Origin of the sequence: Crassaminicella profunda, from assembly GCF_019884785.1 — a bacterium.
Lineage (GTDB): Bacteria > Bacillota > Clostridia > Peptostreptococcales > Thermotaleaceae > Crassaminicella > Crassaminicella profunda.
Genome location: NZ_CP082326.1, coordinates 756340 through 770991, shown reverse-complemented (window position 1 = coordinate 770991; position 14652 = coordinate 756340). Strand labels below are relative to the sequence as shown.

Annotated in this window: 12 protein-coding genes; all 12 read right to left on the bottom strand. The window is 34.1% G+C overall.

The window, feature by feature from the left end:
• Positions 1 to 14: 14 nt before the first annotated feature.
• Positions 15 to 1247: a [FeFe] hydrogenase H-cluster maturation GTPase HydF gene (gene hydF / locus K7H06_RS03155; protein ID WP_223038519.1), complete on the bottom strand. Its 1233-nt coding sequence runs from the start codon at positions 1245 to 1247 to the stop codon at positions 15 to 17.
• A gap of 51 nt (positions 1248 to 1298) precedes the next feature.
• Complete coding sequence (gene hydE / locus K7H06_RS03150) at positions 1299 to 2612, bottom strand: [FeFe] hydrogenase H-cluster radical SAM maturase HydE (RefSeq protein WP_223038518.1); 1314 nt, start codon at positions 2610 to 2612, stop codon at positions 1299 to 1301.
• 47 nt (positions 2613 to 2659) lie between these two features.
• Positions 2660 to 4033 (bottom strand): [FeFe] hydrogenase H-cluster radical SAM maturase HydG, encoded by a 1374-nt coding sequence (gene hydG / locus K7H06_RS03145; RefSeq protein ID WP_223038517.1) that lies wholly within the window; start codon positions 4031 to 4033, stop codon positions 2660 to 2662.
• Positions 4034 to 4130: 97 nt separating this feature from the next.
• Complete coding sequence (locus K7H06_RS03140) at positions 4131 to 4376, bottom strand: TM1266 family iron-only hydrogenase system putative regulator (RefSeq protein WP_223038516.1); 246 nt, start codon at positions 4374 to 4376, stop codon at positions 4131 to 4133.
• A gap of 483 nt (positions 4377 to 4859) precedes the next feature.
• Positions 4860 to 6644 carry an NADH-dependent [FeFe] hydrogenase, group A6 gene (locus K7H06_RS03135; protein WP_223038515.1) on the bottom strand — a complete coding sequence of 595 codons (1785 nt, stop codon included), beginning with the start codon at positions 6642 to 6644 and terminating at the stop codon, positions 4860 to 4862.
• Positions 6645 to 6665: 21 nt separating this feature from the next.
• A complete protein-coding gene (nuoF, locus tag K7H06_RS03130) occupies positions 6666 to 8462 on the bottom strand; it encodes an NADH-quinone oxidoreductase subunit NuoF (RefSeq protein WP_223038514.1) in 1797 nt (598 codons plus the stop codon).
• A gap of 32 nt (positions 8463 to 8494) precedes the next feature.
• On the bottom strand, positions 8495 to 8860 hold the full coding sequence (locus K7H06_RS03125) for a (2Fe-2S) ferredoxin domain-containing protein (protein WP_223038513.1): 366 nt from the start codon (positions 8858 to 8860) through the stop codon (positions 8495 to 8497).
• Between the two features lie 50 nt (positions 8861 to 8910).
• Positions 8911 to 9384, bottom strand: coding sequence for an NADH-quinone oxidoreductase subunit NuoE family protein (locus tag K7H06_RS03120; protein ID WP_223038512.1), 474 nt, complete (start codon positions 9382 to 9384; stop codon positions 8911 to 8913).
• Positions 9385 to 10002: 618 nt separating this feature from the next.
• On the bottom strand, positions 10003 to 11799 hold the full coding sequence (locus K7H06_RS03115) for an NADH-dependent [FeFe] hydrogenase, group A6 (RefSeq protein WP_223038511.1): 1797 nt from the start codon (positions 11797 to 11799) through the stop codon (positions 10003 to 10005).
• Positions 11800 to 11820: 21 nt separating this feature from the next.
• Positions 11821 to 13617: an NADH-quinone oxidoreductase subunit NuoF gene (gene nuoF, locus K7H06_RS03110; protein WP_223038510.1), complete on the bottom strand. Its 1797-nt coding sequence runs from the start codon at positions 13615 to 13617 to the stop codon at positions 11821 to 11823.
• A gap of 30 nt (positions 13618 to 13647) precedes the next feature.
• Entirely contained in the window at positions 13648 to 14013 is a 366-nt protein-coding gene (locus tag K7H06_RS03105) for a (2Fe-2S) ferredoxin domain-containing protein (protein ID WP_223038509.1), read from the bottom strand.
• A 20-nt stretch (positions 14014 to 14033) separates the two neighbouring features.
• The gene (gene nuoE, locus K7H06_RS03100; RefSeq protein ID WP_223038508.1) at positions 14034 to 14507 is read right to left on the bottom strand and encodes an NADH-quinone oxidoreductase subunit NuoE; all 474 of its coding nucleotides are present in this window, start codon (positions 14505 to 14507) and stop codon (positions 14034 to 14036) included.
• Between the last annotated feature and the right edge of the window lie 145 nt (positions 14508 to 14652).

Sequence of the window (14652 nt, the reverse complement as noted above, 5' to 3'; positions counted from 1 at the left end):
CTCCTCCAAACCTTTTATTCTTTTTCAAACATTTCTTTTACCTCTGGAAAGGGTTCTAATGCTCTTTCAAGAACTCCTGTAACCATACCTATTAGTACCCCATAATTTACAATAGGCATTTTATTTTTGACTGCCTGATTGATTCTAAATTCCATTTCTTTAGGATTTAACATGCATCCTCCACAGTGAATAATCAAATCAAACTTTTTCATTTCTTCAGGCTCTGGGTATTTGCTTCCAGATGTCCATTCAAAATGAAGCTTTCCTCCTATCCTATTTTCAAGCCATCTTGGAATTTTCTCTTTTCCAATATCTCCATCTTGTCTATGATGGGTACATCCTTCACAGATTAATACATGATCTCCTGGTTTTAAATTTTTTACCCTTTTAGCACCTAATACCAAAGGTTTAAGTTCTCCTTTATATCTTGCAAATAAAATAGAAAAGGAAGTTAAAGTTAAATCTTTTGGAGTATCTTCATTTACTTTTTTAAATACTTGAGAGTCTGTTACAACAAGCTTTGGTTTCTTGCCAAGTGAATGTAGCGTTTCTTTGAGTTCCGTTTCTCTTGTAACAATAGCTACTGCCCCATGGTCAATAACATCTCTGATTGTTTGCTGTTGAGGAAGAATCATTCGACCCTTTGGTGCTGCCTTATCAATAGGGGTTACTAATACTACAAAGTCATTAGGTTCAATTAAATCCCCTAGAATCACCTTTTCATGTTTTTCAATATTTGCTTGTTCAATCATTTTTTCTTTTAAAGCTGTGATTCCTTGTTTGTTCATTGCACTCACTTTTACGAAAGGAAATCCATAAGTCTTTTCCCATATCTTTATGGTGTTTTCATCTAAATCATACGTATCTACTTTATTCACAACCCCGACTATTGGGATTTTCTTTTCCTGAATTTTAGCAATCATTTCTTCATCAAAGTCTGTAATGCCTTCATTAGCTGTTACTACAATAACAGCTAATTCTGTTTTATTGAGTACTTCTATACTCTTTTTGATCCTTAAGGACCCTAAATCTCCTTCATCATCGAGTCCCGCCGTATCAATAATCACAACAGGTCCTATAGGCAAAATTTCCATTGCCTTATAAACAGGGTCTGTTGTAGTCCCTGCAACATTTGATACAAGGGCAATATCTTGATTTGTAAGAACATTAATAAGGCTTGATTTACCTGCATTTCTCTTTCCAAATATGGCAATATGCAATCGATTACTTCTTGGTGTATTTTGCATGTTTTCTCCCTCCAACTCCTCAATATTTATCTAAATAAATTTAACATCATCCTACAAAACTATACCTTCCTTATATTTTAAGTAAGGAGGAAACTTCCTTCCTGCTTCCTTGATAGCTTTATCAGCACTTTTTAAATCTACCATATTTTTTTCACTATAAATTTGGTAGTTCTCTCGATATTTTGCAGGTGTATTGATGAGCATAATGGTATTGGCTCCTGCCTTTAATGCTTTTGTTTGTCCGTCCTTGTCAATGGAGGCTAGAGCCGTCGTTGCTGGTATAAATACACGTCTGCAAACAATTCTTGTTACAGCCACTGCCTTTAGGGTCATATCTACACTCCCTGGTGGATATTTTTCAAAAGGTGTCCCTTTTGCAGGAAGAAATGGTCCTATACCAATCATGTTGATACCCATTTTCTTGAAAAATAAAATATCCCTTGCAATATCTTGAGCAGTTTGACCAGGAAGACCTATAATATTTCCTGAGCCATTCAAATAACCTAACTCTCTCAAATCATTAGAACACTTCACCCGATGATCATAATCATCATCTGGATGGATAAATTTAAAAATTTCTTTATTTGTTGACTCAATTTTTAATAAAAAGTTATCAGCTCCTGATGCTTTGTATAATGCATATTCTTCCTTGGATCTTTCCCCTATACTTAAGGTAATTCTCATTCCTGTTTCTTTTTTAACTCTTTCAATAAGAGAAACAATTTTTTCTGGCGTCCACCATAAATCTTCCCCTGACTGCAAAATTACCGTTTGAAGTCCTATATTGTGTATTTGATGCACTACTTCCATGATTTCATCTTCATCCATTCTATATCTCTCAAGATCTGTTAAACTCTTTCGAACCCCACAATATTTACAGTTCTTTCTACAGATATTAGAAAACTCTATGGCCCCTCTTATATCCACCACATCTCCAATAATCTCAAGTCTCATACGATCCGCAGCTGCAAATAAAGCATCCATCTCTGCCTTTCTCTCTGTTTGAAGAAGGATAACTATATCTTCAAATAATAATTCCTCTCCCTCTTCTATCTTCTTTAATACTTTTAGAAAATCATCAGATATAACAGCTTGCTCTAATTTTTCAACAAGACCTGATAGCTTTTTTATTTTCTCAGGATAAATTCCTTGCAGACTAATGTCATTTTCTTTTAAAATTATTTCTGCTTTTTCTAAATCTATTGTTTTTACTTTTATAGCAATGGCACACACAGAACCATATTCAGAAGGAGCAGGAACTAGTGATGTGGTAAGACCCTCATTTTTAAGAAGCTGATCCCCTCTTAACATATGATTTGTAGAAACTGCCATGATTAGATAGTGCTTTATTTTTTTTTCATTCATCTTTTCACCACCTTGTAAATATACATTAAATTCATCAGCCCCCACAGTTAAAAATATAAATCCCTCTCCCCATCCTCAATTCTTTTCAATCTCTTCAAGGTCTCTTCCTTTACCTTTTTATCATCAATTTTCTCAAGTTCTTTTTGGATCATTTTTTCCCCTTTTTCTTTGGTCTTAAGTGACGCAAATTGTACTAAATTTTCTTTAAAGGTAAGAATAGCATTAGGCTGACAAAACTCATGAATATGGGCATCCTTTGCAAGTTCCATAAAGGCTTCTCCTGTTCTATTTGCTCGATAACAGGCTGTACAAAAGCTTGGAAGATGTCCTTGTTCACAAACTACTTGAAGCATTTCATCAAGGCTTCTTTCATCACTTGTCTGAAATTGTGTAGCTTCTCGATCATCCTCTTCATATCCTCCTGGATTTGTCTTAGAACCTGCTGATATTTGAGATACCCCCAAAGATAATAATTCATCACGAAGAGATGCAGCTTCCCTAGTTGATAAAATGATTCCTGTATAAGGAACTGTTAACCGATAAACACTAATAATTTTTTTGAATTCTAAATCACTTATAGGGTAAGGGGTTTCACTCAGCCCTGATCCTAACGCAGGTCTTAATCTAGGTACAGATATAGTATGAGGTCCTACATTATATTTTTCATCCATATATTCTGAATGCATCAAAGTTGCTAATACATCAAATTTGTAATCATAAAGTCCAAGAAGTGCACCAATACCAAAATCATCAATCCCTGCTTCAAAAGCACGTTCAATAGCTGTCAATCTATAATCATAATCTCTTTTAAATCCTGCCTCATGCATCTTTTTATAAGTTTCTCTATGGTAGGTTTCTTGGAATATCTGAAATGTTCCAATTCCTGCTCTTTTTAGCTTTTTAAAGTCTTCTACACTCATAGGGGCAGCATTTACATTGATTCTTCTAATATCTACATCTTCATAAATAGCTCCCACTGCATCTGTAATATGGTCAATATGGGTCTTTTTAGGATCTTCTCCACATACTAATAAAACCCTTTTATGTCCTGTATTTTCAATAGCCTTTGCTTCTGCTACAATTTCCTCTTTGCTCAATGTCCTTCTATGAAGCTCTTTATTAGCTGATCGAAAGCCACAATATAAGCAATTGTTCGTACACTCATTACTTGTATAAAGGGGTGCAAATATTACGATTCGATTCCCATATATTTTGTCTTTTATAAATCTTGCGCTGTCAAATAAACTTTCTAGGAGACTCTTATCTTCTACTTGAAGAAGGATAGCTGCTTCCTTTAGACTAAGTCCATAACAATCTCTTGCTTTTTCTATAATAGCCAAGATTTCTTCTTTACTAGCCTTTTTTCCAACTTCTAAATATTTATTTATTTTCTCTTCATTTATAATGTGATTTGTATTCATCTTTTTTCCTCCTTCTTGCTACCTTTATTAGCTTCTTCATCTTTTTCATCTATGTTAGTAAATTTAAATAAATCTAGGAATAGATTGATTCTTTGTTTTATTTCTTAGTCAATGCGCTTTTTACTGTAACACCTTCTACTCTTCCTAACTTTCCAGTAAGCGCCCCTATTTCATCTGTTGTTCCATCTACTATAATAGAAATAACACTCACATGCTTTTCCTTATAAGGTACACCCATTCGCCCTACGATAATCTCTCCAAATTCACTTAATAATCTATTTACCATTTCTACACTTTCTCTCTTTTCAACGATGATTGCTACAACACCTATTCTTTTATTCATACGTCTAACCCCTTCCTACCTATTTCCTATATGTTTTCAAAATTGATTTTTTATAAAATTTTTTACTACAATAAAACAATTGCTTAATGAATATGAAAAGATAAGAGAATGCTTATAACGATTTTGTTAGACAATCTTTATGCACGAACGTTCTTTTCATATTCATTGCCACCAACCTATTTTTAACTTTTAAAACAAAAAAACTCCCCTTAAAAGATAAGGAAAGTTTAACCATCAAAATGAAATGATTTTCAACTGAATCACCCTCTTACCTTTCGCTCAGAAAAATCCTTGCAATTAGTTTTATTTTTTATACTCCTTCCAATGAAACCTATCCATTGGTCAGAGATTATAACTACTTATATACTACCCCAAAAAAAGCATCTATAACAATAGTAATTTAAGGGATTTGTAAAATTAATATTTCAATTTTCTTTCTGGTTTTATATAAAAGGGGTAGATGCAAACATCTACCCCTAATTTTTAACAATCGCAGTTACAACCACAGCTACATTCTTCCTCTGTAGCATATTTTTCTCTCTTTTTGTAGTGAGTGTGTAATAACTCATGTGCCTTATGACTATTAGGTTTTTCTAAGAAGTCATCATAAAGCTTTATGATTTGTGGATTTTCGTGAGATTTTCTGATTTCTAAGATCTCATCTTCTTCGTATAATGCTTTTGCTCTTTCAACTCTTATATCTACATCCATTAAAGTTTTTGCATCCACATGTGGCTGACCTCCACCACATACACATCCACCACTACATCCCATGATTTCAATGAAGTGATATTCTTTTTCTCCATTTTTAACCATATCTAAAAGCTTTCCTGCACTAGCTGTTCCATGGGCAACAGCAATTTTTACTTCCATTCCACCTAATGTTAATGTTGCTTCTTTAATATCTTCAATACCTCTTACAGCTTGGTATTCTACATTTTCAATAGATTTTCCTTCTAATACTTCTGCAACAGTTCTAAGGGCTGCTTCCATAACTCCACCTGTAGCACCAAAGATTACTCCAGCACCTGTGTAGTCTCCTAGTAAATCTTGATCAAATTGATCATCTTCTAGCTCTAAGAACTTGATTCTTGCTTGTTTAATCATTTTTCCTAATTCTCTTGTAGTAAGAACTGCATCCACATCACGTAGACCTGCTACTTCCATTTCTTCTCTACTAGATTCTGTCTTTTTAGAAGTACATGGCATGATAGAAACGACAAAGATTTTCTTAGGATCAATATTATGCTTCTCTGCATAATAAGATTTAATAATTGCACCCATCATTTGATGAGGAGATTTACAGCTAGATAAATTATCTATGAACTCTGGATAGTTGAATTCACAATAACGAATCCATCCTGGAGAACAAGAAGTGATCATTGGTAGCGTTCCACCATTTTGAATTCTACCTAATAATTCATGACCTTCTTCCATAATAGTAAGGTCTGCTGCAAAGTTTGTATCATATACCTTATCAAATCCAAGACGCTTAAGTGCTGATACCATTTTACCTGTAACACGTGTTCCGATTGGTAAACCAAATAATTCTCCTAAAGCTGCTCTTACAGCTGGAGCTGTTTGTACTACTACGTGTACATCTTCATTATCAATGGCATCCCATACTCTTTCAATATCGTCCTTTTCTCTTAGTGCTGCTACTGGACAGGCAACAATACATTGTCCACAATAAATACATGGTGCATCTGCCATACTCTTATCAAAAGCAGGTGCTACTTGTGTATTATATCCTCTATTTACAAAGTCCAAAATACCAATTTCTTGTACATTTCTACAGGTACTTACACATCTACCGCAAAGAATACATTTGCTTGGGTCTCTTACGATAGAGAAGGATTTATCATCAATAACTGTCTCTAGTTTTTCCCCTTCAAAAGGAATTTCTCTGATTCCTAATTGATCTGCTAAGCTTTGAAGCTCACATTTATTATTTCTATCACAAGTTAAACATTCTCTATTATGATTAGAAAGAATAAGCTCTACATTAGACTTTCTAGCATCTCTTACTTTTTTTGAATTCGTTTTGATAACCATTCCTTCAGCAACAGGATGCACACAAGATGCTTGAAGTGCTCTTGCTCCTTGTATTTCAACTAAACATACACGACAAGCCCCTACTTCATTTACATCTTTTAAATAGCATAAAGTAGGAATATCTATTCCAGCAGTCTTTGCAGCTTGAAGGATTGTATAATCCTTTGGAACTTCTACTTTTATATTATCAATGGTTAAAGTAACTTTTTCCATTGGTTTCACTCTCCTCTCTTCTTACTTCTTGCTGATTGCTTTAAATGGACAAGCTTCTATACAAGCACCGCACTTGATACACTTATCTTTATCGATTTTGTAAACTTCTTTTCCTTTTACCCCTTCTATACAATTAGCAGGACATTTGTTTGCACAAATACCACATTTTTTACAAAGGTCTGGGTCTACAGTATAAGATAATAATCCTTGACATACGCCAGCTGGACATGTTTTATCCTTTACGTGGGCCTCATACTCATGTCTAAAGTATTTTAATGTTGAAAGTACTGGATTTGGAGCCGTTTGACCAAGTCCACATAAAGCAGAAGCCTTAATATTTGCAGCCAATCTTTCTAATTTGTAGATATCTTCCATTTCTCCCTTACCTTCTGTAATCTTATCTAAAAGCTCTAACATTCTCTTTGTTCCGATTCTACATGGAGGACATTTACCACAACTCTCATCTACTGTGAAGTCTAAGAAGAATCTTGCAATATCAACCATACAATTGTCTTCATCCATAACAATCATACCACCAGAACCCATCATAGATCCTAGGGCAATTAAGTTATCATAATCAATTGGTGTATCTAAATAATCAGCAGTAATACATCCACCAGATGGTCCACCTGTTTGTACCGCTTTAAAGGCCTTACCATTTGGAATACCTCCACCGATTTCATAGATTACTTCTCTTAGAGTTGTTCCCATAGGAATTTCTAAAAGTCCTGTATTATTAATCTTTCCACCTAATGCAAATACCTTTGTTCCTTTTGATTTTTCTGTTCCCATACTTGCAAACCACTCAGCACCATTTAGAATGATTTGAGGAATATTTGCATAAGTTTCCACGTTATTTAGCATAGTTGGTTTTCCCCATAGTCCTTTTACTGCTGGGAAAGGAGGTCTTGGTCTTGGCATACCTCGTTTACCTTCTATAGAATTAAGTAGTGCTGTTTCTTCTCCACATACGAAGGCTCCTGCACCTAGTCTTATTTCTAAATCGAACTCAAAACCTGTTCCGAATATATCTTTTCCTAATAATCCATTCTCTCTTGCTTGATCAATTGCAATTTGAAGTCTATGAACAGCAATCGGGTATTCTGCTCTTACATATACATATCCTTGATTTGCACCTATTGCATATGCAGCAATTGCCATAGCTTCTACAAGGGCATGTGGGTCTCCTTCAAGAACGGATCTATCCATGAATGCACCAGGATCCCCTTCATCTGCATTACATGCTACATACTTTTGATCATTTTCTGACTTATAAGCAAATTCCCACTTAAGTCCTGTTGGGAAGCCACCGCCGCCACGGCCTCTTAAGCCTGATTTTTTCACTGTATCGATTACTTCTTCTCTAGTCATTTCTGTTAATGCTTTTCCTAATGCTTTATATCCATCAAAAGCAATATATTCTTTAATATCCTCTGGATTAATTACCCCACAATTTCTAAGGGCAACTCTTTTTTGCTTTTTATAAAAATCAACTTCATTGATTGAACGTACCTGTCCATCTTCAACAGCTTCTTTAAATAATAAATCCTTTACAATTCTTCCCTTTAAAAGATGTTCTTCTGTAATTCTTTGTACATCTTCTACCTTTACATGACTATAAAAAGCACCTTCTGGATACACAATAACAATAGGACCTGCTTCACATAATCCAAAGCATCCTGTTTTAACTAATTTTACCTCATTGGCTAAATTATTTTTTTCTAAATGCTCATTAAAAGCTTCTATCAATGTTTGAGAACCTGAAGATGTACATCCTGTACCTCCACAGATTAGGACATGCGCTCTATAAATTTCCATGCTTTAACCTCCTCACAAAATCATTTAAAAGTCTATTCTGCCGCTCCAATAGTATATTCGTCTACTACTTTTCCATTAACAATATGCTCTGCTATTACTTTTTTTGCTTTTTCCGGTGTCATTTCTATATAAGTAACCTTTTCTTCTCCTGGTCTGTACACTTCAACGATTGGCTCAAGTCTGCAGACCCCAATACATCCTGTCTGACTTACAACAACATCTGTTAAATTTCTTACCTTTGCTTCTTCTAAAAGTGCCATAAGAACTGGTCTTGCTCCTGCTGATATGCCACAAGTAGCCATACCTACAACGATTCTTGTACCTTCTTTCATCCCTCTTATATCTACTTTTTTTATGGCTTCTTCACGAATTTTTGCTAATTCCTCTAATGATCTCATTAAGGGTTCCCTCCTCGTTTAGGATCTTTTATAACGTTTTCCTTAATTTTTTAGTACTTTTCTAAAATTCCAGGTACATCACTTTCAACTAATCTTCCATATACATCTTCATTCACAGTCAATACTGGAGCTAATCCACAAGCACCAATACATCTTGTTGCTTCTAATGTATATTTGCCATCTACTGATGTTTTTCCAACTTCTACATTAATTTCTTGTTTGATTCTGTCAATAATCTTTTGTGCACCTTTTACATAACAAGCTGTACCTAAGCATACACCAATTGTATATTCTCCCTTTGGCTCTAGTGAAAATTGTGCATAGAATGTAACCACTCCATAAATTTCTGCCATAGGAATATTTAATCCCTTTGAAATTTTCTTTTGTACTTCTAATGGAAGACAACCAAATAATTTTTGTGCATCATTTAGTACAGGCATTAAAGCACCTTTTGTGTCTTTGTATCTTTGAATGATTTCTTCTAGTTTTGCAAAGTTTTCTTCAGTAAAAACATTCTTTGCCATAGTACCTCCCCCTCTTTGTTTATTTTTTATTTGAAAATTTACATTTTTGACCATATTAAGATTTTTTGTTATTTTCTTATCAAATTAAACTTATTATATCAAATAATAAATGATTTTTGGATATTTTTTTGTCAATCTTTCAAAGTTTTTTTTCCCATTTTTGCAAGTTTTCTTTTTTTTTATTGTAAATTCAAAATAATGGGATAAAATAACACTTCCTCTATACAATTGCAAATTTCATACATTTCGCAAATTCTATACCATTATTTCATTTTTAATATTTGAATAATAACATATTGTATAATTTATTTTTTAGATTTCATCTTATTTTCCGTGTATTTTCCAAATGTTTGTTTTACATTTTTTGTTAAATCTGTGTCAAAATATAAATAATGTAGAATTTTAAAATACCTATTTATCATTTTCATCCAAAAAAATATACTCATTTAATTAGGCTAAAATAGACTCTTCAGATAAAACTTCTACCTTCTCCTTATGAAATAATCATAAAAAAATAAAAGCACTATGAAATTAAATTTCATAGTGCTTCTTTTAATGATGAATGTAAAGGGATGAATCTTTCATTAAAAATTATTTTAGTTCAATCCCTCTTATCTATTATTTATTTTCTTTCCCAACAGCAATCTCTTCACAACAATCATTCATTGTTGTAGGAAATTTTTCTCTTGCTTTGTAGTGGGTATGCAATAATTCATGAGCTTTGTGACTATTAGGTTTTTCTAAGAAATCTTCATATAATTTCTTAATCTGTGGATTTTCATGGGATTTTCTAATAGGACGACTCTCATCTTCTTCATATAATACTTTGGCTCTTATGCTCTTTACATCCACTTCCATTAAAGTTTTTGCACTAACTTGAGGTTGACCTCCACCACATACACAACCTCCAGGACATGCCATGATTTCAATAAAATGATATTCTTTTTCTCCATTTTTCACTAAATCTAATACTTTCTTTGCATTCGCTGTACCATGGGCAACAGCGATTTTTACTTCCATTCCACCTAAGGTAAGAGCAGCTTCTTTGATTCCTTCTACTCCTCTTACAGCTTTATACTCAATCTCTTCAAGAGATTTTCCTTCTAAAACATCTGCTACCGTTCTTAAAGCTGCTTCCATTACACCACCTGTTGCACCAAAAATTACACCAGCTCCTGTATACTCTCCTAGTAAATCTTGGTCAAATATCTCATCTTCAAGATCTGTAAATTTAATTCTTGCTTCCTTAATCATTCTACCTAATTCTCTTGTTGTAAGAACTGCATCTACATCTCTATTTCCTGTACCTTTCATCTCAGGTCTCTCTGATTCTGTTTTTTTAGAAGTACAAGGCATGATAGAGACTACAAATATATCTTTTGGATTGATATTATTTTTCTCTGCATAATAAGATTTAATGATTGCACCCATCATTTGATGTGGGGATTTGCAAGTAGATAGATTTTCTAAAAACTCTGGATAGTTAAATTCACAATATCTGATCCATCCTGGTGAACAAGAGGTAATCATTGGTAATGTTCCGCCATTTTGGATTCTACCTAATAATTCGTGACCTTCCTCCATAATCGTAAGATCTGCTGCAAAGTTTGTATCATATACTTTATCAAATCCAAGACGCTTTAGAGCTGCTACCATTTTTCCTGTTACTCTCGTACCCATTGGAAGATCAAAACATTCCCCAAGGGCTGCTCTTACTGCAGGAGCTGTTTGTACTACTACATGCTTACTTGGGTCATCTAAAGCATCCCAAACTTTTTCTATATCATCCTTTTCTCTTAATGCAGCTACTGGACATACAGCAATACATTGACCACAATAAGTACAAGGAGCATCTGCCATACTCTTTGAAAAGGCTGGAACTACTTGCGTATCAAAACCTCTATTAGCAAAATCAAGAATCCCTATCTTTTGCACATTTTTACAGACACTTACACATCTACCACATAAAATACATTTGCTTGGATCTCTCACGATAGAATAGGAAAGATCATCAATAGTCGTCTCTGTTTTGATTCCTTCAAAAGGAATATCTCGAATTCCTAAACTTTCTGATAAACTTTGAAGCTCACAATTTTTATTTCTAATACAGGTTAAACATTCTCTATTATGATTAGAAAGAATTAGTTCTACATTTGACTTTCTCGCATCTCTTACTCTTTTAGAATTGGTTTTTACAACCATTCCCTCAGCTACTGGATGGACACAAGAAGCCTGGAGTGATCTTGCCCCTTCTATTTCAACTAAACAGACTCTACATGCGCCAACTTCATTGATTCCCTTTAAATAACACAAAGTAGGAATATCGATTCCAGCTTCCTTTGCTGCCTCTAGAATTGTATAGTTTTTTGGCACTTCAATTTTTATATTGTCAATGGTCAAAGTAACTTTTTCCACTATTCTCACACTCCTCTCCAATTACTTCTTGCTAATAGCTTTGAACGGACACACTTCCATACAATTACCACATTTAATACACTTATCTGTATCTATTTTAAATACTTCTTTTCCTTTTACCCCAGTTATACAATCTGCTGGACATTTACTTGCACAAATACCGCACTTTTTACAAATTTCTGGATCAATGGTATAAGCTAATAACTCTCTACATACGCCTGCTGGACATCTCTTCTCCTTTACATGAGCCTCATACTCATGTCTAAAATATCTTAATGTGGAAAGTACTGGATTTGGCGCTGTCTGACCTAATCCACATAAAGCAGAAGCCTTAATATTTTTTGCTAATTGCTCAAGCTTATCGATATCTTCCATTTCGCCCTTGCCAGATGTAATTTTATTTAAAATCTCTAGCATTCTCTTTGTTCCAATTCTACAAGGTGGACACTTTCCACAACTTTCATCCACTGTAAAGTCTAAAAAGAATCTTGCAATATCAACCATACAATTGTCTTCATCCATAACAATCATACCGCCAGAACCCATCATTGATCCAAGAGAAATTAGATTATCATAATCAATAGGTGTATCTAAATGATCAGCAGTAATACATCCTCCAGATGGACCTCCTGTTTGTACAGCTTTAAACTTCTTGCCATTAGGAATGCCTCCACCAATTTCATAAATAACTTCTCTTAAAGTTGTTCCCATTGGAATCTCCACAAGACCTGTATTGTTGATCTTTCCTCCTAATGCAAATACCTTTGTTCCCTTTGATTTTTCTGTTCCCATACTTGAGAACCAATCCGCACCATTCAAAATAATCTTAGGGATGTTGGCATAAGTTTCTACATTGTTTAATAGAGTTGGTTTTTGCCATAATCCTGCATTTGCAGGGAATGGAGGTCTAGGTCTTGGCATACCACGCTTACCTTCTATAGAATTAAGGAGCGCTGTTTCCTCTCCACAGACAAATGCTCCAGCACCTAGTCTGATTTCTACATCAAAGTCAAATCCTTTATCAAATATATTTTTGCCAAGAAGTCCATATTCCCGTGCTTGATCAATAGCAATTTGTAATCTATGTACAGCAATAGGATATTCTGCTCTTACATATACATATCCTTGATTAGCTCCAACTGCATAACCAGCAATAGCCATAGCTTCGATAATAGCATGAGGATCTCCTTCAAGAACAGATCGATCCATAAATGCGCCAGGGTCTCCTTCATCAGCATTACAAGCTACATATTTTTGATCTCCCTTTGCTTTATAAGTAAATTCCCACTTCATTCCTGTTGGAAATCCACCGCCTCCACGGCCACGAAGACCTGATTTTTTTATAGTATCAATTACTTCTTCCCTTGACATTTCTGTCAAAACTTTACCTAAAGCCTTATATCCATCAAAAGCAATATACTCTTTAATATCCTCGGGATTAATAACTCCACAATTTTTTAATGCAACCCTTTTTTGCTTTTTATAAAAATCCACTTCGTTTATAGATCTTATTTGATCTTCTTCTACTGCTTCTTTAAACAATAAATCTTTTACAATTCTTCCCTTTAATAAATGTTCCTCTGTAATTCTTTTAACATCTTCTATCTTTACATGGCTATAAAAAGCCCCTTCTGGATATACAATGACGATTGGACCTGCCTCACAAAGTCCAAAACATCCTGTTTTAACAATTTTTACTTCTTTATTTAAATGATTTTTTTCTAATTCTTCATGAAAAGTGTCTATCAACGTTTGTGAACCTGAAGAAGTACATCCTGTACCCCCACAGATTAGGACATGTGCTCTATAAAATTCCATTCGCTTACCCCCTCACCGTTATTTTACATTTTATTCTACCGCTCCAATGGTATACTCATGAATAATTTTTCCATTGACAATATGTTCTGCTATGATTTTTTTCGCTTTTTCAGGTGTCATTTTCACATAAGTTACTTTTTCTTCTTCGGGTCTGTACACTTCAACAATGGGCTCAAGTCTGCAGACTCCAATGCAACCAGTCTGACTAACTATTACATCTTGTAGATTTCTTAATTTCACTTCTTCTAAAAGAGCCGTAAGAACGGGTCTTGCCCCTGCTGCAATCCCACAAGTTGCCATACCTACAACAATTCTTGTTCCTTCTCGATCTCGTCTAATATCAACTTTTTTTATTGCTTCCTGACGAATCTTTTCTAATTCCTGTAGTGATTTCATTCCTTTGCCTCCCTTTTTTATTAATATTTTTGAAGTATTCCTGGAACATCTGCTTCTGTAAGTCTTCCATAAACATCTTCATTAATGGTCATAACAGGAGCTAATCCACAAGCACCAATACATCTTGTTGCTTCTAATGTGAATTTACCATCTGGAGACGTTTTCCCTACTTCTATATTGAGTTCTTTCTTGATTCTATCTAAAACCTTTTGTGACCCCTTCACATAACAGGCTGTACCTAAGCATACACCAATTGTATATTCCCCTTTTGGTTCTAATGAAAATTGGGCATAGAAAGTAACAACACCATATATTTCTGCTAATGAAATGTTTAATCCTTTAGATATTTCTTTTTGCACTTCTATTGGCAAACATCCAAATATTTTTTGAGCCTCATTGAGTACTGGAATCAATGCTCCTTGCTTGTCTTTATTTTTTGCAATAATTTCTTCTAATTTTGCAAAGTTTTCTTTTGTAAAGATATTCTTTGCCATACTATTTCCCCCTTCATTTACTGTTTTGATGCATAATATTCTTTATTTTCTGCGTTTAGATTTTATTCCTATTTTTTATAACTAAAATAAGATTCTTTTGATTAGTATATTTTTCCATCATACTTAAATATTATATTTATTTTCA

Excerpts from the sequence above, each read along its gene's own strand:
- nuoF (WP_223038510.1), bottom strand. The coding sequence starts at position 13,617 with ATGGAATTTTATAGAGCACATGTCCTAATCTGTGGGGGTACAGGATGT.
- hydE (WP_223038518.1), bottom strand. The coding sequence starts at position 2,612 with ATGAATGAAAAAAAAATAAAGCACTATCTAATCATGGCAGTTTCTACA.
- K7H06_RS03105 (WP_223038509.1), bottom strand. The coding sequence starts at position 14,013 with ATGAAATCACTACAGGAATTAGAAAAGATTCGTCAGGAAGCAATAAAA.
- K7H06_RS03135 (WP_223038515.1), bottom strand. The coding sequence starts at position 6,644 with ATGGAAAAAGTTACTTTAACCATTGATAATATAAAAGTAGAAGTTCCA.
- K7H06_RS03125 (WP_223038513.1), bottom strand. The coding sequence starts at position 8,860 with ATGAGATCATTAGAGGAATTAGCAAAAATTCGTGAAGAAGCCATAAAA.
- K7H06_RS03120 (WP_223038512.1), bottom strand. The coding sequence starts at position 9,384 with ATGGCAAAGAATGTTTTTACTGAAGAAAACTTTGCAAAACTAGAAGAA.
- hydF (WP_223038519.1), bottom strand. The coding sequence starts at position 1,247 with ATGCAAAATACACCAAGAAGTAATCGATTGCATATTGCCATATTTGGA.
- nuoE (WP_223038508.1), bottom strand. The coding sequence starts at position 14,507 with ATGGCAAAGAATATCTTTACAAAAGAAAACTTTGCAAAATTAGAAGAA.
- nuoF (WP_223038514.1), bottom strand. The coding sequence starts at position 8,462 with ATGGAAATTTATAGAGCGCATGTCCTAATCTGTGGAGGTACAGGATGT.
- K7H06_RS03140 (WP_223038516.1), bottom strand. The coding sequence starts at position 4,376 with ATGAATAAAAGAATAGGTGTTGTAGCAATCATCGTTGAAAAGAGAGAA.
- hydG (WP_223038517.1), bottom strand. The coding sequence starts at position 4,033 with ATGAATACAAATCACATTATAAATGAAGAGAAAATAAATAAATATTTA.